Origin of the sequence: Streptomyces sp. NPDC098101, assembly GCF_044760185.1 — a bacterium.
Lineage (GTDB): Bacteria > Actinomycetota > Actinomycetes > Streptomycetales > Streptomycetaceae > Streptomyces.
The window spans coordinates 1020307-1040327 of record NZ_JBIWAS010000002.1; the positions used below are offsets into that span (position 1 = coordinate 1020307).

At 75.2% G+C, this 20021-nt stretch carries 20 protein-coding genes; 12 read left to right on the top strand and 8 right to left on the bottom strand.

Translation table 11 applies throughout. The features are described from left to right. Positions 1-16: 16 nt before the first annotated feature. Positions 17-652, bottom strand: a complete 636-nt coding sequence (locus tag ACIQVI_RS11645; RefSeq protein WP_351970493.1) for a TIGR03085 family metal-binding protein — start codon at positions 650-652, stop codon at positions 17-19. 83 nt (positions 653-735) lie between these two features. Between ACIQVI_RS11645 and hisI the strand changes: the two genes are divergently transcribed. The 11 genes from hisI to lgt all read left to right on the top strand — a co-directional run bounded on the left by hisI (position 736) and on the right by lgt (position 10161). Next, entirely contained in the window at positions 736-1086 is a 351-nt protein-coding gene (gene hisI, locus ACIQVI_RS11650; RefSeq protein ID WP_053646379.1) for a phosphoribosyl-AMP cyclohydrolase, read from the top strand. Positions 1087-1097: 11 nt separating this feature from the next. Then, entirely contained in the window at positions 1098-2588 is a 1491-nt protein-coding gene (locus ACIQVI_RS11655) for an anthranilate synthase component I (RefSeq protein WP_351970492.1), read from the top strand. A 14-nt stretch (positions 2589-2602) separates the two neighbouring features. Continuing rightward, complete coding sequence (locus ACIQVI_RS11660; protein ID WP_351970491.1) at positions 2603-3250, top strand: TIGR02234 family membrane protein; 648 nt, start codon at positions 2603-2605, stop codon at positions 3248-3250. A gap of 138 nt (positions 3251-3388) precedes the next feature. Beyond that, positions 3389-3643, top strand: a complete 255-nt coding sequence (locus tag ACIQVI_RS11665) for an HGxxPAAW family protein (RefSeq protein WP_062756547.1) — start codon at positions 3389-3391, stop codon at positions 3641-3643. A 77-nt stretch (positions 3644-3720) separates the two neighbouring features. After that, positions 3721-4305, top strand: a complete 585-nt coding sequence (locus tag ACIQVI_RS11670; protein ID WP_403594062.1) for a DUF2752 domain-containing protein — start codon at positions 3721-3723, stop codon at positions 4303-4305. A gap of 139 nt (positions 4306-4444) precedes the next feature. Then, complete coding sequence (gene trpC, locus ACIQVI_RS11675; protein WP_351970489.1) at positions 4445-5254, top strand: indole-3-glycerol phosphate synthase TrpC; 810 nt, start codon at positions 4445-4447, stop codon at positions 5252-5254. 7 nt (positions 5255-5261) lie between these two features. Continuing rightward, positions 5262-5534: a tryptophan biosynthesis modulator TrpM gene (gene trpM, locus ACIQVI_RS11680; protein ID WP_351970515.1), complete on the top strand. Its 273-nt coding sequence runs from the start codon at positions 5262-5264 to the stop codon at positions 5532-5534. A gap of 546 nt (positions 5535-6080) precedes the next feature. After that, positions 6081-7370 (top strand): tryptophan synthase subunit beta, encoded by a 1290-nt coding sequence (gene trpB / locus ACIQVI_RS11685; RefSeq protein WP_403594066.1) that lies wholly within the window; start codon positions 6081-6083, stop codon positions 7368-7370. Beyond that, a complete protein-coding gene (gene trpA / locus ACIQVI_RS11690) occupies positions 7367-8197 on the top strand; it encodes a tryptophan synthase subunit alpha (RefSeq protein WP_403594069.1) in 831 nt (276 codons plus the stop codon). Before trpB ends, trpA begins: the two co-directional genes overlap by 4 nt. Positions 8198-8261: 64 nt before the next feature. Next, positions 8262-9083, top strand: coding sequence for a DsbA family protein (locus ACIQVI_RS11695; protein ID WP_403594072.1), 822 nt, complete (start codon positions 8262-8264; stop codon positions 9081-9083). Between the two features lie 97 nt (positions 9084-9180). Continuing rightward, the gene (gene lgt / locus ACIQVI_RS11700; RefSeq protein ID WP_403594075.1) at positions 9181-10161 is read left to right on the top strand and encodes a prolipoprotein diacylglyceryl transferase; all 981 of its coding nucleotides are present in this window, start codon (positions 9181-9183) and stop codon (positions 10159-10161) included. A 75-nt stretch (positions 10162-10236) separates the two neighbouring features. On the opposite strand, the gene ACIQVI_RS11705 is transcribed toward lgt, so the two are convergent. The 7 genes from ACIQVI_RS11705 to ACIQVI_RS11735 all read right to left on the bottom strand — a co-directional run bounded on the left by ACIQVI_RS11705 (position 10237) and on the right by ACIQVI_RS11735 (position 18788). Then, positions 10237-11118: an aldolase/citrate lyase family protein gene (locus ACIQVI_RS11705; protein WP_351974248.1), complete on the bottom strand. Its 882-nt coding sequence runs from the start codon at positions 11116-11118 to the stop codon at positions 10237-10239. Next, a complete protein-coding gene (locus tag ACIQVI_RS11710) occupies positions 11115-12344 on the bottom strand; it encodes a CaiB/BaiF CoA transferase family protein (RefSeq protein WP_403594078.1) in 1230 nt (409 codons plus the stop codon). The genes ACIQVI_RS11705 and ACIQVI_RS11710 overlap by 4 nt, the downstream gene beginning before the upstream one ends. Further along, on the bottom strand, positions 12341-13261 hold the full coding sequence (gene rbsK, locus ACIQVI_RS11715) for a ribokinase (protein ID WP_403594081.1): 921 nt from the start codon (positions 13259-13261) through the stop codon (positions 12341-12343). The genes ACIQVI_RS11710 and rbsK overlap by 4 nt, the downstream gene beginning before the upstream one ends. After that, entirely contained in the window at positions 13258-14808 is a 1551-nt protein-coding gene (locus ACIQVI_RS11720; RefSeq protein WP_403594540.1) for an ADP-ribosylglycohydrolase family protein, read from the bottom strand. Before ACIQVI_RS11720 ends, rbsK begins: the two co-directional genes overlap by 4 nt. 188 nt (positions 14809-14996) lie before the next feature. Then, positions 14997-16220 (bottom strand): ADP-ribosylglycohydrolase family protein, encoded by a 1224-nt coding sequence (locus ACIQVI_RS11725; protein ID WP_403594084.1) that lies wholly within the window; start codon positions 16218-16220, stop codon positions 14997-14999. Beyond that, complete coding sequence (locus ACIQVI_RS11730) at positions 16129-17586, bottom strand: ADP-ribosylglycohydrolase family protein (protein ID WP_403594543.1); 1458 nt, start codon at positions 17584-17586, stop codon at positions 16129-16131. Before ACIQVI_RS11730 ends, ACIQVI_RS11725 begins: the two co-directional genes overlap by 92 nt. A gap of 206 nt (positions 17587-17792) precedes the next feature. Beyond that, positions 17793-18788, bottom strand: coding sequence for an ADP-ribosylglycohydrolase family protein (locus ACIQVI_RS11735; protein WP_351972135.1), 996 nt, complete (start codon positions 18786-18788; stop codon positions 17793-17795). 256 nt (positions 18789-19044) lie between these two features. Here ACIQVI_RS11735 and ACIQVI_RS11740 point away from each other — a divergent pair, with 256 nt between their 5' ends. Continuing rightward, positions 19045-19773: a VIT1/CCC1 transporter family protein gene (locus ACIQVI_RS11740; RefSeq protein ID WP_403594088.1), complete on the top strand. Its 729-nt coding sequence runs from the start codon at positions 19045-19047 to the stop codon at positions 19771-19773. The last annotated feature ends 248 nt before the right edge of the window (positions 19774-20021 follow it).

Sequence of the window (20021 nt, forward strand, 5' to 3'; positions counted from 1 at the left end):
GCCCGGCCGGCCCGGTTCAGATCCCCAGCCGCTTCGTCTCCCGCAGCCGCTCGATCGCCTGCGGCTCGCCGTCGAGCGCCACCTTCGCCGCGTCCTGCCGCCCGTACAGGTACATCGTCAGCTCGCCCGGCTCCCCGGAGGCCGTCACCACCGGGGTGCCCTTGTGGGCGACCACCGTCTGCCCGTCCGGGCGGCGCAGCACCAGGCCCACCGGGGCCTTGCGGCCGAGCAGCCGGGCCGTGCGCTCCAGGCGGGACCACAGGGCGTCCGCGAAGACCGGGTCCAGCTCGCGGGCCGACCAGTGGGGCTGGGCCCGCCGCACGTCCTCCGCGTGCACGTAGAACTCGACGACGTTCGCCCCCTCGTCCACCTGCTTGATCGTGAACGGCGAGAACTTCGGCGGGCCCGTACGGATCAGCCGGATCAGCTCGTCGTACGGCTTGTCGGCGAACTCCGCCTGCACCCGGTCCTGCCGGTCCTTCAGCAACGGCACGAGCGAACCGGCCGCCGCGTCCGGCCGCCGCTCCCGCACCACCACGTGGGCCGCGAGGTCCCGGGTCCGCCAGCCCTCGCAGAGCGTCGGCGCGTCGGGACCGGCCGCTTCCAACAGGTCGGCCAGCAGGAGACGTTCACGTTTGGCATGGGTCGACATGTCCGCCAGCGTACGGCGGGCCCCGGCGGTCCGCCCAGTGGACGCCCGCCGGACACCGCCCCCGGGCGCGGCACAATGGCGCCATGAGCAGCAATCTCGACCCGGCGATCGCCGCCCGCCTCAAGCGCAGCCCGGACGGACTCGTCCCCGCCATCGCCCAGCAGTACGACACCGGCGAGGTGCTGATGCTCGGCTGGATGGACGACGAGGCCCTGCACCGCACCCTCACCACCGGCCGCTGCACCTACTGGTCCCGCAGCCGCAACGAGTACTGGGTCAAGGGCGACACCTCCGGGCACGTCCAGCACGTCAGGTCCGTCGCCCTCGACTGCGACGCCGACACCCTCCTCGTCAAGGTCGACCAGGTCGGAGCCGCCTGCCACACCGGCGCCCGCACCTGCTTCGACGCCGACGTGCTCCCCGTATCCCAGTAAGGTCCGGTGCCATGGATCTCGACACCTTCCGCAAGCTGGCGGCCGACCGCCGCGTCATCCCCGTCAGCCGCAGGCTGCTCGCGGACGGCGACACCCCGGTCGGGCTCTACCGCAAGCTCGCCGCCGAACGCCCCGGCACCTTCCTCCTCGAATCCGCGGAGAACGGACGCAGCTGGTCCCGCTACTCCTTCATCGGGGTCCGCAGCGACGCCACCCTGACGGTGAAGGACGGCGAGGCCCACTGGCTCGGCACCCCGCCCGTCGGCGTCCCCACCGACGGCGACCCGCTCCGGGCCCTGCGCGCCACCGTCGAGACCCTCCACACCCCCCGCGACCTGGCGTCCGGAATGCCCCCCTTCACCGGCGGCATGGTCGGCTACCTCGGCTACGACATCGTCCGCCGCCTGGAGAAGATCGGCGAGCACGGCCGCGACGACCTGGAGCTCCCCGAGCTCACCATGCTCCTCACCAGCGACCTCGCCGTCCTCGACCACTGGGACGGCTCGGTCCTCCTGATCGCCAACGCGATCAACCACAACGACCTGGAGACCGGCGTCGACGAGGCGTACGCGCACGCCGTCGCCCGCCTCGACGCGATGGAGGCCGACCTGGCCCGCCCGGTCGCCACCGCCCCCACCGCCCTGCCCGCCTCCGAACTGCCGGAGTACTCGGCCCTCTGGGGCGGCCCGGCCTACCAGGACGCCGTCGAGGACGTGAAGGAGCGCATCCGGGCCGGCGAGGCCTTCCAGGTCGTGCCCTCGCAGCGCTTCGAGACCCCCTGCACCGCCTCCGCGCTCGACGTCTACCGGGTCCTGCGGGCCACCAACCCGTCCCCGTACATGTACCTCTTCCGCTTCGAGAACGGCTTCGACGTCGTCGGATCCAGCCCCGAGGCCCTCGTCAAGGTCGAGGACGGACGGGCGCTCCTGCACCCCATCGCCGGCACCCGGCACCGCGGCGCCACCCCGCAGGAGGACCACGACCTCGCCGAGGAGCTGCTCGCCGACCCCAAGGAGCGCGCCGAGCACCTCATGCTCGTCGACCTCGGCCGCAACGACCTCGGCCGGGTCTGCGCCCCCGGCTCCGTGGAGGTCGTCGACTTCATGTCGATCGAGCGCTACTCCCACGTCATGCACATCGTCTCCACCGTCACCGGCCGGGTCGCCGAGGACCGCACCGCCTTCGACGTCCTCACCGCCTGCTTCCCCGCCGGGACGCTCTCCGGCGCCCCCAAGCCGCGCGCCATGCAGATCATCGAGGAGCTCGAACCCTCCCGTCGCGGCCTGTACGGCGGATGTGTCGGTTATCTCGATTTCGCCGGCGACGCGGACACCGCCATCGCCATCCGCACCGCCCTGCTCCGCGACGGCACCGCGTACGTGCAGGCCGGAGCGGGTGTCGTCGCCGACTCCGACCCGGTCGCCGAGGACGACGAGTGCCGCAACAAGGCCGCGGCCGTGCTCCGCGCCGTCCACACCGCCAACCGGATGAACGCCACCTGAGCCCGTAGGGGATAGTGGGGTACGTGAGTGCCGTACCCGTACCCCAGCCCCGGGCCGCCCGAGCGGCCGCCCCCTCCGGTGGCCGTCGCAGCCTGGCCGCGGCCCTCCTCCTCGGCGCCCTCGGCGCCACCGTCGTCCTGCTCTCCGCCGGGCAGATCTGGGCGGAGGGCACCGCGTCCGTCGGCGGCGGCAGCGTCCCCGTCGAGGCCGACGGCGGCACCGTCACCGGCGTGCCGACCGCCCTCGCGATCGTCGGCCTCGCCGCGCTCTTCGCCGTCTTCGCCGTCCGCCGCACCGGCCGCACCCTCGTCGCCGCGCTCCTCGCGCTGAGCGGCGCGGGCGCCGCGCTCGCCGCCGTCCTCGGCGCGTCGGACCGGGCCGCCCTGGACGCCGAGGCCGCCCGGATCAGCGGCGACACGGCCGCCGCCGTCGCCGGCCTCACCCACACGGCCTGGCCGTACGTGACCGCCGCCGGCGCCGCCCTCATCCTGCTCGCCGGCCTCTTCGCCCTGCGCTTCGGCAAGAACTGGCCGGCCATGGGAGGCCGCTACGAGCGCTCCGGCGCCCCGCGCGCCGCCCGCAAGGCCCCCACGGCCGACCCCGACCGGCCCGAGGACCTCTGGAAGGCCCTGGACCGCGGCGAGGACCCCACCCGGGGCTGACGGGCCGGGGCCGACCGCGACGCGTGATCGTCCCGGTACCCCCGATTCATCCTCGCGCGCCCGCATGCGGGACAATGAGCGCCGAGCGTCCGCGCACGCGTGACCTCACCACCGAGCAACAGCAACGAGGAGCAACTCATGGCGGGCAGCGCCCACGGACACACCCCGGCCGCCTGGACCGGTGTCATCATCTCCTTCATCGGCTTCTGCATCGCCGGGGTCTTCATGGTGGCCGCCAACGTGCCCGGTTTCTGGGCGGGCATGGCCGTCGTCGTCCTCGGCGGCGTCGTCGGCGGAGCGATGAAGGTCGCGGGCCTCGGGATGCCGAAGCAGTCGGCCGACGTCGTCGCCGCGCGCGAGGCCGCGACCACCACCGCGCGGGCCCGCTCCTGACGCGACCCCACGCCTCCGAGGGCGCGGTCCGGCGACGCCGGGCTGCGCCCTCGCGCGTGAGGGGCGAGAATCACCGCGTGGACCCACACCCGACGCCCGAACCCACGACCGCCCCCGCCCACCGCACCCGGTCGGCGGAACCCGGGGACACGAATGTCCCGGCCCCTTCGCCCGGGGGCCCGTCCGCCCCGGACCCGGCCCGGGGGGCCCCGGAACCGACCTGGGGGGCTTCGGTCGCGGCCCCGGCACCGTCCGCCCCTCCCCGGTCGCGCGCGCGGCGTCTGCTCGCGCCCGTGGGGGCGCTCGCCGGAGTCGTCGCGGCGTTCGCGTACGTCGGGGCCGTCGACCCCAACGAACCCGGGCACTACCCCGTCTGCCCGCTGTTCCGCCTCACCGGCCTGTACTGCCCCGGCTGCGGCGGTCTCCGCAGCGCCCACGCCTTCGCCCACGGCGACCTCCCGACCGCCCTCGGGGCCAACGCCCTCGCCGTCGTCGGCTACGGAGTGTTCGCCGTCGTCGCCGTCCTGTGGCTGGTTCGCGCCTACCGGGGCGTGCCGACGCGCCTCGCGGTCCCCCCGGTCTGGTGGTGGGGGATCGGCGCCGTCCTCGCCCTCTTCACCCTGGTCAGAAACCTTCCCCTCGGCTCCGCGCTGGTCCCGTGAAGGCCCGCCGGAACCCCGGCCGGACGTCCCAGCAGATGGGACGCGGCTCCGGTCGATGCGAGACCGGGGCCGTCCTGCGGATAGGATCGATGTGGCTGAACCTGGTTCATCAACACCGTCCCGGAAGGGGGCCCCTCGCGTGAGTGTGCTCGACGAGATCATCGAAGGCGTGCGCGCCGACCTCGCAGAGCGGCAGGCGCGGGTCACCCTCGACGAGCTCAAGGAGCGCGCCGCCAAGGCGCCGCAGGCCAAGGACGGCGTCGCCGCACTGCGCGGCGACGGCGTCAAGGTGATCTGCGAGGTCAAGCGCTCCAGCCCGTCCAAGGGCGCGCTCGCCGCGATCGCCGACCCGGCCGGACTCGCCGCCGACTACGAGGCGGGCGGCGCGGCCGTCATCTCCGTCCTCACCGAGGAGCGCCGCTTCGGCGGCTCCCTCGCGGACCTGGAGGCCGTCCGCGCCAAGGTCGACATCCCGGTCCTGCGCAAGGACTTCATCGTCACCGCGTACCAGCTCTGGGAGGCGCGGGCGTACGGAGCGGATCTCGCGCTCCTCATCGTCGCCGCCCTGGAGCAGGAGGCCCTCGTCTCCCTCATCGAGCGGGCCGAGTCCATCGGGCTCACCCCGCTGGTCGAGGTGCACGACGAGGACGAGGTCGAGCGCGCCGTCGACGCCGGCGCCCGGATCATCGGCGTCAACGCCCGCAACCTCAAGACCCTCAAGGTCGACCGCTCCACCTTCGAGCGCGTCGCCCCCGAGATCCCGGGCCACATCGTGAAGGTCGCCGAGTCCGGCGTCCGCGGCCCGCACGACCTCATCGCGTACGCCAACGCGGGCGCCGACGCGGTCCTCGTGGGCGAGTCCCTGGTGACCGGCCGCGACCCGAAGGCCGCCGTCGCCGACCTGGTCGCCGCCGGTGCCCACCCGGCCCTCCGCCACGGCCGGAGCTGACCGGACCATGACCCCCCGCCACGACGCGCCGACCCCTCCGGGCACCGCCCGGGGGAGCGTCGCCGTGCCGTCGGCACCCGGGCGCCGCGGACGGCTCCGCACCGCCGCCGCGCCCGTTCCCGCGCACGCCCCCCTGGCCCGGGGCTGCCGCCCGCGCGGCTGCCGCGCACCCGCCCGGCGGGTCCTCGGCCGCCGGGTGCGGTACGTGATCGGCGACGAGCCCGGCCAGGTCAACGGAATGCGATGGCGCCCGCGCCCCGCGCGCGCCACCAACGCCTAGCACCTCCGCCTCTCCGACCACTCAGCCCGTGCGGGCCCTGCCTCAACGGGGCACCTGTCCGTGCGGGGCAGCTCCGCCCCCCCGTGTGGGCAATCGTCCCGCAGGGCGGGACGGGTGGGCACACGGGACGGCGCCCTCTGCGGGCGCCTCCGCACCTGTACCCACCCGCACCACCGGCGCGGCGTGCACAGGGTGCGGCTCAAGGCGCAGGAGCCTGGGCCCGGCAAGGGGCGCCGTTCCGTTGTGCCCACCCGTTCCGCCCCAGCGGAACGACTGCCCACAACGGAGGGGGCGGAGGCCCACGGCCAGGCTGCGGGCATCGCCCGGGCACCGTCCCGGCACCGGCGAGGGCAACCGCACCGGCGAGGGCAACCGCACCGGCGAGGGCAACGTCAGGGCGCTCGCCCGGGCGCCGTCCTCGCGGGCGGTAGCCCGTAACGGCGCCCCGCACCGGCGACCGCGTTGGCGTACGCGAGTGGACCGCGCGCATACCGTGACCATCACCCACACGTAATCCCGGGGCACCGCCCCGCGAGGAGCAACCGCATGTCGAGCGAGTTCTTCATTCCGGACCCGGAGGGTCGGGTCCCCACCGTCGAGGGCTACTTCGGCGCCTACGGCGGCAAGTTCATCCCGGAGGCCCTCGTCGCCGCCGTGGACGAGGTCGCCGTCGAGTACGACAAGGCGAAGGGCGACCCCGAGTTCGCCCGCGAGCTCAACGACCTCATGGTCAACTACACGGGCCGCCCGAGCGCCCTCACCGAGGTCCCCCGGTTCGCCGGGCACGCCGGCGGCGCCCGGATCTTCCTCAAGCGCGAGGACCTCAACCACACCGGCTCGCACAAGATCAACAACGTGCTCGGCCAGGCCCTCCTGACCAAGCGCATGGGCAAGACCCGGGTCATCGCGGAGACCGGCGCCGGACAGCACGGCGTCGCCACCGCCACCGCCTGCGCCCTCTTCGGCCTCGACTGCACCATCTACATGGGCGAGATCGACACGCAGCGCCAGGCGCTGAACGTGGCCCGGATGCGGATGCTCGGCGCCGAGGTCGTCGCCGTGAAGTCCGGCAGCCGGACCCTCAAGGACGCCATCAACGAAGCCTTCCGCGACTGGGTCGCCAACGTCGACCGCACGCACTACCTCTTCGGCACCGTCGCCGGCCCGCACCCCTTCCCCGCCATGGTCCGCGACTTCCACCGCGTCATCGGCGTCGAGGCCCGCCGCCAGATCCTGGAGCGCGCCGGACGCCTCCCCGACGCGGCCGTCGCCTGCGTCGGCGGCGGCTCCAACGCCATCGGCCTCTTCCACGCCTTCGTCCCCGACGCCGGCGTGCGCCTGATCGGCTGCGAGCCGGCCGGCCACGGCGTCGAGACCGGCGAGCACGCGGCCACCCTCACCGCCGGCGAGCCCGGCATCCTGCACGGCTCGCGCAGCTACGTCCTCCAGGACGACGAGGGCCAGATCACCGAGCCGTACTCGATCTCGGCCGGCCTCGACTACCCCGGCATCGGCCCCGAGCACGCCTACCTCAAGGACAGCGGCCGCGGCGAGTACCGGGCCGTCACCGACGACGCCGCCATGCAGGCCCTGCGCCTGCTCTCCCGCACCGAGGGCATCATCCCGGCCATCGAGTCGGCGCACGCCCTCGCCGGGGCGATCGAGGTCGGCAAGGAGCTGGGCCCCGAGGGCCTGATCGTCGTCAACCTCTCCGGGCGCGGCGACAAGGACATGGACACCGCCGCCCGCTACTTCGGCCTGTACGAAACCGACGCCGAGGTCGCCGCCGACGCCGGCGCCGACGACACCGCCGAGATCGAGGGGGACGCCAAGTGAGCGGCAACATCCAGCTGTTGAGCGACACCCTCGCCGCCGCGAAGGCCGAGGACCGGGCCGCGCTCATCGCCTACCTCCCGGCCGGCTTCCCGACCGTCGACGGCGGCATCGCGGCCGTCAAGGCCGTCTTCGACGGTGGCGCCGACGTCGTCGAGGTCGGCCTCCCGCACAGCGACCCCGTCCTCGACGGCCCGGTCATCCAGACCGCCGACGACATCGCCCTGCGCGGCGGCGTCCGGATCGCCGACGTCATGCGCACGGTCCGCGAGGCCCACGAGGCCACCGGCAAGCCGGTCCTCGTCATGACGTACTGGAACCCGATCGACCGCTACGGCGTCGAGCGCTTCACCGAGGAGCTCGCCGCCGCCGGCGGCGCGGGCTGCATCCTGCCCGACCTGCCGGTCCAGGAGTCCGCGCTCTGGCGCGAGCACGCCGACAAGCACGGTCTCGCGACCGTCTTCGTCGTCGCGCCCAGCAGCAGGGACGCGCGCCTCGCCACCATTACGGCCGCCGGGTCCGGCTTCGTCTACGCCGCCTCCCTCATGGGCGTCACCGGCACCCGGGAGTCGGTCGGCGAGCAGGCGGCCGACCTGGTCCGCCGCACCCGCGCCACCGTCGAGCCCGGCCGCACGCTCCCGGTCTGCGTCGGACTCGGCGTCTCCGACGCCGCCCAGGCCAAGGAGGTGGCCGCCTTCTCCGACGGCGTCATCGTCGGCTCCGCCTTCGTGAAGCGGATCCTCGACGCCGACGGCGACGAGGCCGCCGGACTCGCCGCCGTAAGGGAACTGGCGGCCGAACTCGCCGAGGGCGTCCGCCGGGATTCGTAACCCGTACGGGTGGATCTGGGACCGGGGAGGCGCGTACGTGCCTCCCCGGTTCGTTGACCGGGGCGTGAGTCAGAACAGCCGTGGTGACGGCAACCGGAACGCGCGGGAGCGCCTTCAGCAGCAGCGCGAGCGCGACAAGGCCCGTGACAGGCAGCGACGCGTCCTGATCGTGTCGTCGGCGGTGGTCGGCGTCCTCGCCCTGGCCGCGGTCGTCGGCGTGATCGCCGCGAACGCCGACAAGGGCGGCGGATCCGACAAGGCCGGGCCCGTGGTCGCGCCGACGGGGTCCGTCGAGGGCGACAAGCCCGCCGTCCCCACCGGCCGGCCGGACGCCCCCGCCACCCTCCAGATCTGGGAGGACTTCCGCTGCCCGGCGTGCGCCCAGTTCGAGAACGTGATGCGGGACTCCATCCACGAGCTGGAGGCCTCCGGGCAGCTCAGGACCGAGTACCACCTCGCCACCCTCATCGACGGGAACATGGGCGGCAGCGGCTCGCTGCGCGCCGCGAACGCCGCCGCGTGCGCCCAGGACGCGGGCAAGTTCACCGCGTACCACGACACGCTCTACATCAACCAGCCGCAGGAGACGGACGACGCCTTCGGCAAGAACGAGAAGCTGATCGAGCTGGCGGCGAAGGTCCCCGGCCTCGACACGCCCGCGTTCCGCAGCTGCGTGGAGGACGGCACGCACGACAGCTGGGTCGTGAAGTCCAACGAGGCCTTCCAGAAGGGCGGCTTCCGCGGTACCCCGACCGTCCTGCTCAACGGAGAATCGATCTTCCCGACCAAGGGGAACGAGCAGCTCTCCCCGGAGAACCTGAAGAAGTGGGTCGCCGAGGCCAACGAGGGCAAGAAGCCCGGCACGGCCTCCCCGTCGGCCGGCTGAACCGCCCCCGGCGGGTCCGCCCGCCGGGGTTAGTTACCCAGACGTTGCCGGGCGGGCCGCCACCGCGCCCGCCCGGCAGGGTAGCGTCGGACCTGCCATGGACCTTGCCTACATTCCCAGCCCGTCGACCGGCGTGATCCACCTCGGACCGATCCCGCTGCGCGGCTATGCCTTCTGCATCATCATCGGTGTCTTCGTCGCCGTCTGGTACGGCAACAAGCGCTGGATCGCCCGGGGCGGCACCGCCGGCACCGTGGCCGACATCGCCGTCTGGGCGGTGCCCTTCGGCCTCGTCGGCGGACGCCTGTACCACGTGATCACCGACTACCAGCTGTACTTCAGCGAGGGTGAGAACTGGGTCGACGCCTTCAAGATCTGGGAGGGCGGCCTCGGCATCTGGGGCGCCATCGCGCTCGGCGCGGTGGGCGCCTGGATCGGCTGCCGCCGCCGGGGCATCCCGCTCCCCGCGTACGCCGACGCCATCGCGCCCGGCATCGCCCTCGCCCAGGCCATCGGCCGCTGGGGCAACTGGTTCAACCAGGAGCTGTACGGCCGGCCGACCGACCTGCCCTGGGCCCTGAAGATCACCGAGGGCGTGAACCGCGACGCCGGGACCTACCACCCGACCTTCCTGTACGAGTCGCTCTGGTGCGTCGGCGTCGCCCTCCTCGTCGTCTGGGCCGACCGCCGCTTCAAGCTCGGCCACGGGCGCGCCTTCGCGCTCTACGTCGCCGCGTACTGCGCGGGCCGCGGCTGGATCGAGTACATGCGCGTCGACGAGGCGCACCACGTGCTCGGCCTGCGCCTGAACGTGTGGACGGCCATCGTCGTCTTCGTGCTCGCGGTGGTCTACATCGTCGTCTCCTCCCGGCTCCGCCCGGGCCGCGAGGAGATCGTGGAGCCGAAGGCCGAGAAGAAGGCGGAGGCCTCGGAGGAGGCCGGGGACTCGGAGGAGGCCGGGAAGCCGGACGCCTCCGCCGACACCGGATCCGGCACCGGCTCCGACCCGGACGCCGTCGACCTCGGCAAGGACGGCACGAACGGCAAGGAGGCGGGGCACGGAGCCGGCAAGAGCTGAGCGCCGCCCGCAGCGACCGGAAGGGCCGCCGGAGCCGAAAGGTTCCGGCGGCCCTTCCGCGTGCGGGGGTACGGGTCACCCGGCCCGCGCGGCGAGGGCGAGGACCCGGTGGGCGCCCTCCACCACCGCCGCGTCCACGAACCGGCCGTCCGGGAGGGCCAGCGCGCCCTGCCCGGTCGCGGCGACGATCTCCCGGGCCGCGTCGACCTCCTCCGGGGTGGGCAGGTAGGCGCGCTCGATGACCGGGAGCTGGCGGGGGTGGATCGCCGCCCGGCCGAGGAAGCCCATCGCCCGGCCCCGGGCGCAGTCGGCGGCCAGCCCCTCCAGGTCGCGGACGTGCGGATGGACCGACTGGGCCGGGGGCGGCAGGGCGGCCGCGCGGGCCGCGACCACCAGCCGGCCGCGCGACCAGTCGAGCCCGGCGTCCTCCCGTACCCCCAGGTCGGAGCGGAGGTCGGCCTCGCCGAGTGCGATGCCGCGCACGGCGGGGTGGGCGGAGGCGACGGCGTACGCGTTCTCCACGGCGAGGGCGCTCTCCAGGAGCGGATAGAGGGGCAGCCCCGGGGCCAGGCCGGCGATCCGGTGGATGTCGGTGGCGTGTGTCACCTTGGGGAGACGGAGACCGCAGAGGCCGGGGAGGGGGGTCAGGACGGGGATGTCGAGCGGGGTGTGGACGCGGACGTGGACCGGGACGGGGTGGACGTCCGCGAGGAGATCGGCGGTGGCGTCCAGGGCGTATGCCTTGCGGTGCGGGGCGACCGCGTCCTCCAGGTCGACGATCACGACGTCGGCGCCGGACGCCAGCGCCTTGCGCACCACCTCCGGCCGGTCGCCGGGCGCGTACAGCCAGGTGAGGGGGGTGTGCGGCCCGGCGGTGCCGCTCGCGACGGGCGCGCCGGTCCGCTCGCGGGGGCCGCTGACCCGGCCGAGGTTCCGGACGCCGCGGGTGCCGCTCATACCGCCCCCTGCTCGCGGAGGGCGCCGATCTCGGCGGGGGTGAGGCCGAGCTCGGCGAGGACGGCGGCGGTGTCGGCGCCGTGCGGGCGGCCGGGCCAGCGGATGCCGCCGGGGGTCTCGGAGAGCCGGAAGAGGACGTTCTGCATCCGGATCGGCCCCAGCTCGGGGTCCTCCACCTCGGTGACGGTGCCGAGCGCCTGGTACTGCGGGTCGTCGAGGACGTCCCGGACGTCGTAGACGGGGGCGATGGCGGCCTCCGCCTTCTCGAAGGCCGCCATGGCCTCGTCGCGGGTGTGCCGGGCGATCCAGGAGCCGACCGCCTCGTCCAGGACGTCCGCGTGCGCGGCCCGGCCCGCGCCGTCGGCGAACCAGGGCTCGTCGATCAGCTCCGGGCGGCCGACCAGGCCCAGGACCCGCTCCGCGATCGACTGCGCGGAGGTGGAGACGGCGACCCAGGAGCCGTCGGCGGTCCGGTAGGTGTTGCGCGGGGCGTTGTTGCGGGAGCGGTTGCCGGTGCGGGGCTGGACGTAGCCGAGCTGGTCGTACCAGAGGGGGTGGGGTCCGATGACGGAGAGCATCGGTTCGATGATCGCCATGTCGACGACCTGGCCGCGGCCGGTCGTCGTCCTGGCGGTGAGCGCGGTCATCACGGCGTACGCGGTGGCCAGGGCGGCGATCGAGTCGGCCAGGCCGAAGGGGGGCAGGGTCGGCGGGCCGCCGGGCTCGCCGGTGATGGCGGCGAAGCCGCTCATCGCCTCGGCGAGGGTCCCGAAGCCGGGGCGGTGGGAGTACGGGCCGAACTGGCCGAAGCCGGTGACGCGGGCGAGGACCAGACGCGGGTTGGCGGTGGAGAGCTCCTCCCAGCCCAGGCCCCAGCGCTCCAGGGTGCCGGGGCGGAAGTTCTCCACGATCACGTCGGCGTCGGCGGCGAGCGCGAGGAGGGTGTCGCGGCCGCCGGGCGTGGACAGGTCGAGGGTGATCGTCCGCTTGTTGCGGCCGAGGACCTTCCACCACAGGCCGACGCCGTCCTTGGCGGGGCCGTGGCCCCGGGACGGGTCGGGCTTGCGGGGGTGCTCGACCTTGACGACGTCGGCGCCGAAGTCGCCCAGCATCATCGCGGCGAGCGGCCCGGCGAAGAGGGTCGCGAGGTCCAGGACGCGCAGCCCGTGGAGGGGCGGGACGGGGGCGGCTTCCGGCGCGGTGTCCTGTGTGGGGAGAGTCGTCATACGGGATCGGCCTCCAGGGTGTCGGGGGAGCGGAAGGCCCCTTCGATGTCGACGCGGTACGGCATCGAGGTCGACGCGCCCTCCCGCAGGACGGAGAGCGCGGCGGCGGTCTGCGCCCAGGCGAGCGCCTCCGGGGCGGGGCGGCCCTCGCCGAGGGCGACCGCGAGGGCGCCGACGAAGGTGTCGCCGGCGCCGGTGGTGTCCACGGCCCGGACCCGGCGGGCGGGCACGGCGACCGGTTCGGCGCCGCGCGCCGCGTGGAGGCTGCCGGCCGCGCCCAGGGTGATCACCACCTCGGGCACGTCCCGCAGCAGGGCCTCGGCCGCGGCGCGCGGGTCGGTGAGGCCGGTGAGCGCGGCGGCCTCGTGCTCGTTCGGCACCAGCAGGTCGGTGACGGCGAGGAGTTCGGGCGGGAGCGGCCGCGCGGGGGAGGGGGTGAGGACCGTGCGGACGCCGAGCCGGCGGGCGGCCGTGGCGCCCTCCACGACGACGGAGAGGGGCAGTTCGAGCTGGAGGAGCAGGGAGTCGGCGGTGCCGATGAGGGCCTCGTCGCCGTGGCTGAGGGAGGTGACGGTGCCGTTGGCGCCGGGGACCACGACGATCGCGTTGCCGCCCTCGTCGTCCACGACGATGTGGGCGGTGCCCGAGGGGCCCTCGACGGTGCGCAGCAGGTCGGTGTCCACCGCGCAGTGCTCCAGGGTGGCCCGGAGCTGCGCCCCGAAGCCGTCCGTGCCGATCGCGCCGATCATCGCCACCTCGGCCCCGGCTCGGGCGGCGGCGACGGCCTGGTTGGCGCCCTTGCCGCCGGGGATCGTACGGAAGGAGCGGCCGGTGACGGTCTCGCCGAGGGCCGGGGCCCTGGGCACGTAGGCGACGAGGTCCATGTTCGTGCTGCCGAGCACGACGATGCTGGTCATGGGCGTACTGCCTCCAGGTGTGTCAGTTCGGCCAGGGTGTCGAAACCGATGCCGTCGAAGGACGGGACCGAGGTCGACAGGCGGTTCTTGAGGGGGGAGGTCCAGCGCTCGGGCAGCCGGTCGGGACGGCCGGCGAGCAGCCCGGCGACCGAGCCGGCGGTGGCGCCGTTGGAGTCGGTGTCCCAGCCGCCCGAGACCGCCGCGCAGACGGAGCGGGAGAAGTCGCCGTCGGCGTGGGTGAGGGCGGCGGCGAGCAGGGCGGCGTTGGGGACGGCATGGACCCAGTGGTACCCGCCGAGCTCGGCGTGGAGCAGGTCCACGACGGCGTCGAAGTCGGCGTGGGCGCGGGCGTGCGCGATGCCCCGGCGGACCGCCCGCGCCAGGCGGGAGCGCGGCGGGACCACGGAGAGCCCGGCGGCGAGCGCCCGGTGGACGTCGGCGGTGCCGGACGCGGCGGCGGCGACCGTGGCGGCGACGAACATGGCGCCGTACACGCCGTTGCCGGTGTGGGTGAGCACCGCGTCCCGGTGCGCCTGCGCGGCGGCGGCGACCGGGTCGCCCGGACGGGTCCAGCCGTGCACGTCGGCGCGGATCTGGGCGCCGATCCACTCGCGGAAGGGGTTGCGGCGGACGGCGGTCAGCGGGGGTTCGACGCCGTCGAGGAGGTTGCGGTAGGCGACGCGCTCGGCCGTGAAGGTGCGGCCGGCGGGGAGTTCGTCGAGCCAGAGGCGGGCGACGTCGGCGGTGGTGAAGTCGCGGCCGTGCCGCTGGAGCAGGAGGAGGCCCAGGAGGGGGTAGTTGAGGTCGTCGTCCTCGGGCATCCCGTCGATGTTCTCGGCGAGGGAGGTGGCGGCGGAACGCCGGTTCCAGGGGTGGGCGGCGAGCAGTTCGGGGGGTACGCCCCGGGCGGTGAACCAGGTGGTGAGCGGCCAGTTGCCCGTGGCGCGGGCGAGGGCGCGGATCGCGGGCAGGGGCAGCTTCTCGACGGGCTTGCCGAGCAGACATCCGACGGCCCGCCCGAGCCAGGCGGCGTGCAGACGGGGGAGGAGGGCGGGGTCGTCCACGGCCCGGTTCCCCGGGCTCGCGCCCGGCGGCGCGGGGGTGGCGGTGGGGCCGGGGAGCCCGTCGGGCTCGGGGAGCCTGTCGGCCCCGGGTGGTTCGCCGGGCCGGGGGAGTCCGCCGGTCCCACGGAGTTCGCCGGGCCTGGGAAGCCCGCTGGGCCCGGGGGCCGTTGCCGCGTGGGTTTCCTGGCTCCTGGGGCTTCCGGGCTCCCGGGGGTCCGGGGCTTCGGGCGGGGCGTTCCGGAAGGGCGTGTTCTCGGGACCCCGGGTGCCTGGCGCTTCGGGCGGGGAGGGGTCCGGCGCCGGGTGCGGGGCCGCGCGGTCCCCGGACGGGGGGTCCGGCGTCGGCGTCGGGGGGCGTCCGGCTTCGTTTCCGGGGGCGGGGTGGGGAGTTCCGGTGGGGGCGGTGGTCAGGGCGCGGATGTCCGGGAGGGCGGTCGGTTCGTGTTCCGCGAGGGGGGAGGGGAGCGCGGCCAGGGCGTCCAGGAGTTCTTCCGCCAGGGGGCGGAGGTCCGGGCGGGGGGTGGCGGAGGCGCCGGCCGTCTCCGGGGCGGGCGGGCCGCCCGCCGCCGCCCAGCGGGCCGCCGGGGCGCGGGCGTCGCGGCCGTCCTCCGCCGCCTGCCGGAGCTCGTGGCCCACCAGGTCCTCCGGCTGGACCCAGGTCACCCGGAGGTTCACCGGTCCGTGCCCGTCAGCGCCGCGAACGCCGACTCGTGCGCCCGGCGCGCCTCCGCGTCCCGCGCGAAGACCTCGCGGGCGACCCCGGCCAGGGCCCGTGCCGGGGCGTGCAGGTCGAGGCGGCTCGCCTCCGCCACCCGCTTCGCCCAGTCGGCGGGCACGGCCGCCTCGCCGTGCAGCGCGCCCACGATCGCGCCCGCCATCGTGGCGATCGAGTCGCAGTCCCGGCCGTAGTTGACCGCGCCCAGGACCGTGCGCCGGAAGTCGCCCGCGCCGACGAGCAGCATCCCCAGGGCGATCGGCAGCTCCTCGATCGCGTGGAGCCGGGAGGGGCGCCGGGCGCCGAGGGACGGCGCGCGGTAGTCCGGGCCGACCGTGTCGAAGGGGGCGACCGCCCTGCGCAGCGGAGTGAGGGCGGTCTCGAAGTCCGTGTGGCCGGAGGCCGCTTCGGCCACCGCCTCGATCGCCGCCTCCGTGCCGTCCTTCGCGAGCGACAGGGCCGCGTCCACGACCGAGGCCGGGGTCGCGCCCGGCACGCAGGCCGCCGCCACCGCCGCCGCGAACACGCCCGCCGCCTCCCGGCCGTACGAGGACTGGTGCGCGCCCGCCAGGTCGAGGGCCTCGGCGTAGGCGGCCTGCGGGTTGGCGGCGTTGACGAGCCCGACCGGCGCCATGTACATCGCGGCGCCGCAGTTGACGACGTTGCCGCTGCCGGCCTCGCGCGGGTCCACGTGGCCGTAGTGGAGCCGGGTCACGATCCACTTCTCGGCGAGGAAGATCCGCTGGAGCGGCAGCGCCTCGGCCTCCAGCTCCGGGATCCAGACGGGGGAGTTCATGAGCTCGGGGACGAGGTGGTCCGCGACCGCGTACGCGTCGAGGTGGCCGCGGACCTTCTCGTACACCCGGATCAGGGTGTGGGTCATCAGGGTGTCGTCGGTGACGTGCCCGTCGCCCTTGTGGTACGGGGCGATGGGGCGGGCGGTGCGCCAGGCGTCGCCGTTCCAGGGGCCGACGATCCCGGTGACGCGGCCGCCGTGGCGCTCCAGGATCTGCTCGGGGGTGTAGCCCTCGACGGGGCCGCCGAGCGCGTCGCCGACGGCGGCCCCGAGGAGGCTGCCGGTGATCCGGTCATCCAGGGTGGGAAGGCCCGGTGCGCCCGGTGCGGTCGGCGCTTTCGGTGTGCGTACAGCCGGGGTGGGCACGTCCAGTGTGGGTTCCATGTCGGAATTGTCCACCTGGGGTGGCCGGTTCCGTGGCTCCGAGCAGTCCGGCGAGTTCCACCAGGTCCGTCCCCGCGAGCCGGGGCAGCGCGCAGCCCGCGAGCGTCCGGCAGGCCGCGCGCCAGCTCGCCGGGACCGAACGGCCGCCGCCGAGCGCCCCGGTGAGCGCGCCCGCGAGCGCCGGGGCCGAGTCCGCGACCCGGGAGAGGCAGGCGGCGGCCGGTACCGCGGCCGTCATCTCGCCCCGGGCGGCGAGGGCGAGGGCCAGGGCGACCGGGACGGTCTCGGCGGCGGCGACGCCGTAGCTGTAGACGTGGTCCACGATCTGGTGCTCCAGGAGCGGGACCAGCGCGAAGGCCGAGTCGGCGGACCGGGCGAGCTCCACGGCGTGCCGGGCGTTGCGGCCGATCTCGGTGGCGGGCGGGAGTTCGGCGAGCGCCGCCTCGACGCACGCGTCGACCGTCGCCCCGCCGAGGGCCGCGGCGACCGCCGCCGCCGTCGCGCGGGCGCCGTGGACGCCGTCGCCGTCCTGGGTGTACCGGGCGTCGAACTCGGCGAGTTCGGCGGCGGCGCGCGGGTCGCCCGGGTGGACGAGGGCCAGGACGGCGGCCCGTACGCAGGCGGCGTCGTCGAAGTAGTGCGGGTTGTCGTGCCCGGTCGCGGGCGGGCGCAGACCGGTGGCGAGGTTGCCGAGACCGGCGCGGACGGAGATCCGGGCGCGGAGGGGGAGGACGGCGGACTCGACTTCGGGGGCGCGGTCGGCGGCGGCCGCGACCTGGCCCGCGAGGGCGTTCCAGGCGAGGTCGACGGCGGCGCGGAGGCGGCGTTCCGGGGGCAGTCCCGCGAGGGCGGGGGCGGTGGAGGCGAGGATCGCCTCGGCGGTGAAGGCCGCCCACTCGGCGTCGTCGGAGGGGCCGAGCCGGAGGGGCTCGGGGGGCTGGTTGAGGGCGATGGGGACGGGGAGGGTGGTCGTCGCGTTCTGCTCCGCGAAGGTGTCGAGCTCCCGGGTGAGGCGGCGGGTCCACTCGGGCATCCGGGCGGCCCGGTGCCGCGCGGCGGGCCACCCGGCGGCGTCGCCCGCGGCGAGCCCGAGCAGGAGCCCCTCGACGGCGTCACGCCTCGGGGGGACCTGGGCGGCCGGCGTCGAGGTCCGCTCGTGCGGGTCCCGCACCGGGGGTGCCGCCGGGTCCTCGTGGGCCTCGTAGAGGAGGCCGGTGCCCCGCACCGGGGCCTGTGCCCACCCTCCCCCGGAGGGGGCACCCCCACGCCCGGCGGGACGACTGCCCGCAGGGGTGGCGGCGGTGTCCGTGCCCGGTGCCGTGCTGTCCAGGGTGGTGACGAGGCCGACCCCCGGGCCCGTGCCCATGGCGGTGGATGCGGTCGGGGTGGCACCGCCCCCGCCGCCGGGGGTCGGAGCCGTACCCGCGAAGGGGGCGGGTGGTCCCGCGGCGGAGGCGGCTCCCGGTGTGCTCGGGGCCGTACTGACTACCGGTGTGCTCGGGGTCGCGCCCGTGCCGGCTCCCGCCACCGTCGCTCCTACCCCCGGCGGGTCCAGCGGGTTCGTGTTCGGGTTCATGCCGCCTCCTCCGGGGTCAGGAGGTCCGCGATGTCCAGGACGTGGTAGCCGCGCATGGAGGGGAGGCAGCTGCCGGTGACCGGGGCGATGGCCGTGGCCCACTCCGCCGGGATCGCCCGGGCGCCCGACATCGCGCCGGTCAGGGCGCCCGCGACCGCCGCCGTGGTGTCGGCGTCGCGGCCCATGTTGACCGCGGTCAGGACGGCCGTACGGAAGTCCCCGCGGGCCGCCACGAAGGCGCCGAACGCCAGGCCCACCGCCTCCGGAGCCAGGTCCGTCCACGGGTAGCCGCCGATGACGACCGCCGAGCGGACCTGGCGTTCGCGGACGAGCGGGTCCGGCTGGACCCGCCGGGCCGCCACGACCGCGCGGCGCAGCGAGCGGGCCGTCCACGAGTCCATCGGGACGACGGAGAGGGCCGCCGCGACCACCGAGGTCACGCTCGCCCCCGCCATCGCCGCCGCGACCCCCGCCGCGACCGCCTGGCCGCCGTAGATGCCCTCGCCCTCGTGGCTGACGCTGCCGTCGATCGCGACGAGCCGCGCCGCCTCCGCCGGGCGCCCGGCGGCGAACACCCCGAACGGCGCCGCGCGCATCGCGAGGCCGTCGCTCCAGGCGTGCCGGTGCTGCGCGGAGATCGGCGCCGCGAGCCCCCGCCGGAGGTTCTCCAGGGTGCCCCGCTCCGAGAAGCCCGCGCCCCGGAAGGGTCCTTCGTCGAGGTCGGCGATCCAGCGGTGCCAGGCCCGTTCGACGTGGCGGACGGTGAGGGCCGAGCCGTGCCGGGCGAGCAGCAGCCCCGAGAAGACGGCGTACTCGGTGTCGTCCGTGCCCGCCGGGTTCTCCGTCACGAAGCCCTCGATCCGGCCCCAGCGGCGGCGGATCTCGGAGGGCCGCATGTTCTCGGCGGGCGCGCCGAGCGCGTCGCCGACGGCGAGGCCGAGGAGCGCCCCCCTCGCCCGTTCCCGCGTGTCGCGTGTGGTGGTGGTGACCATGTGCGGCGGCTCCTTCCCCGGGGAGGCGCACCGGCGGCGCCCCGTTGCCTGGATCTGTGCCACCACCGCCCGCGAACTCGCCGGGGAAACGTCTCTGTCACCCGCCTGACACCCCGCCAGGATCCGGACCGCCGGTGAGGCGAGCCTCAGTAAGTACGGCCTGCCTTGCTGGCACGCCCCTTACATCGAGCGTATTTTCGAGGGTAGTTGAGGGGGAGGCGGACCCGTTCCGGTCCGCCCCGGAGAGGGGAGCACCATGTCCGTCATCGAGGCCCGGGCGCCACTGCACGAGGCCCACCGCGACAACCACACGCACCGCGACGTGAACGGCGGCTGGCTGCGTCCGGCGGTCTTCGGCGCGATGGACGGGCTCGTCTCCAACCTCGCCCTGATGACCGGCGTCGCGGGCGGCGCCGTCTCCTCCGGCACCGTCGCCGTCACCGGTCTCGCGGGCCTCGCCGCCGGCGCCTTCTCCATGGCGGCCGGCGAGTACACCTCCGTCGCCTCGCAGCGCGAGCTCGTCCAGGCCGAACTGGACGTCGAGCGCCGCCAGTTGCGCAAGCACCCGGTCGACGAGATGGAGGAGCTCGCCGCGCTCTACGTCTCCCGGGGCGTCGAGCCCGCCCTCGCCCGCGAGGTCGCGATGCAGCTGTCGAAGGACCCCGACCGGGCCCTGGAGATCCACGCCCGCGAGGAGCTCGGCATCGACCCCGACGACCTGCCCTCGCCCGCGGTCGCCGCCGTCTCGTCGTTCGGCTCGTTCGCGCTCGGCGCGCTGCTCCCGGTCCTGCCGTACCTGCTCGGGGCGACCGCCCTCTGGCCGGCCGTGCTGCTCGCCCTGCTCGGGCTCTTCGCCTGCGGCGCCCTGGTGGCCCGGGTGACCGCGCGCGGCTGGCTCTTCAGCGGGCTGCGCCAGCTCGCCCTGGGAGGCGCCGCCGCGGCCGTCACGTACGGGCTCGGCATGGTCTTCGGCGCGGCCCTGTAGCCCCCTGGGTGCCCGGAGCACCCCTCTTTTGCGGACGTACACCGCATATCGCCTGTGACGTATCTCCCTGGCCCGATCCGCCATGGCGATGAGACACTATGCGGAGCGCCACATACATAGCCGGTTACCCGGCGGTTTCGAACCCGTGACCAACGGGAAAGAGGCATGAGCGCCAGTGGGCAACGAAGCCCACCCAGCGACGGCTCGCCGGAGATCCGGAGATCGTGCGGACCCCCTCGAACCGTCCC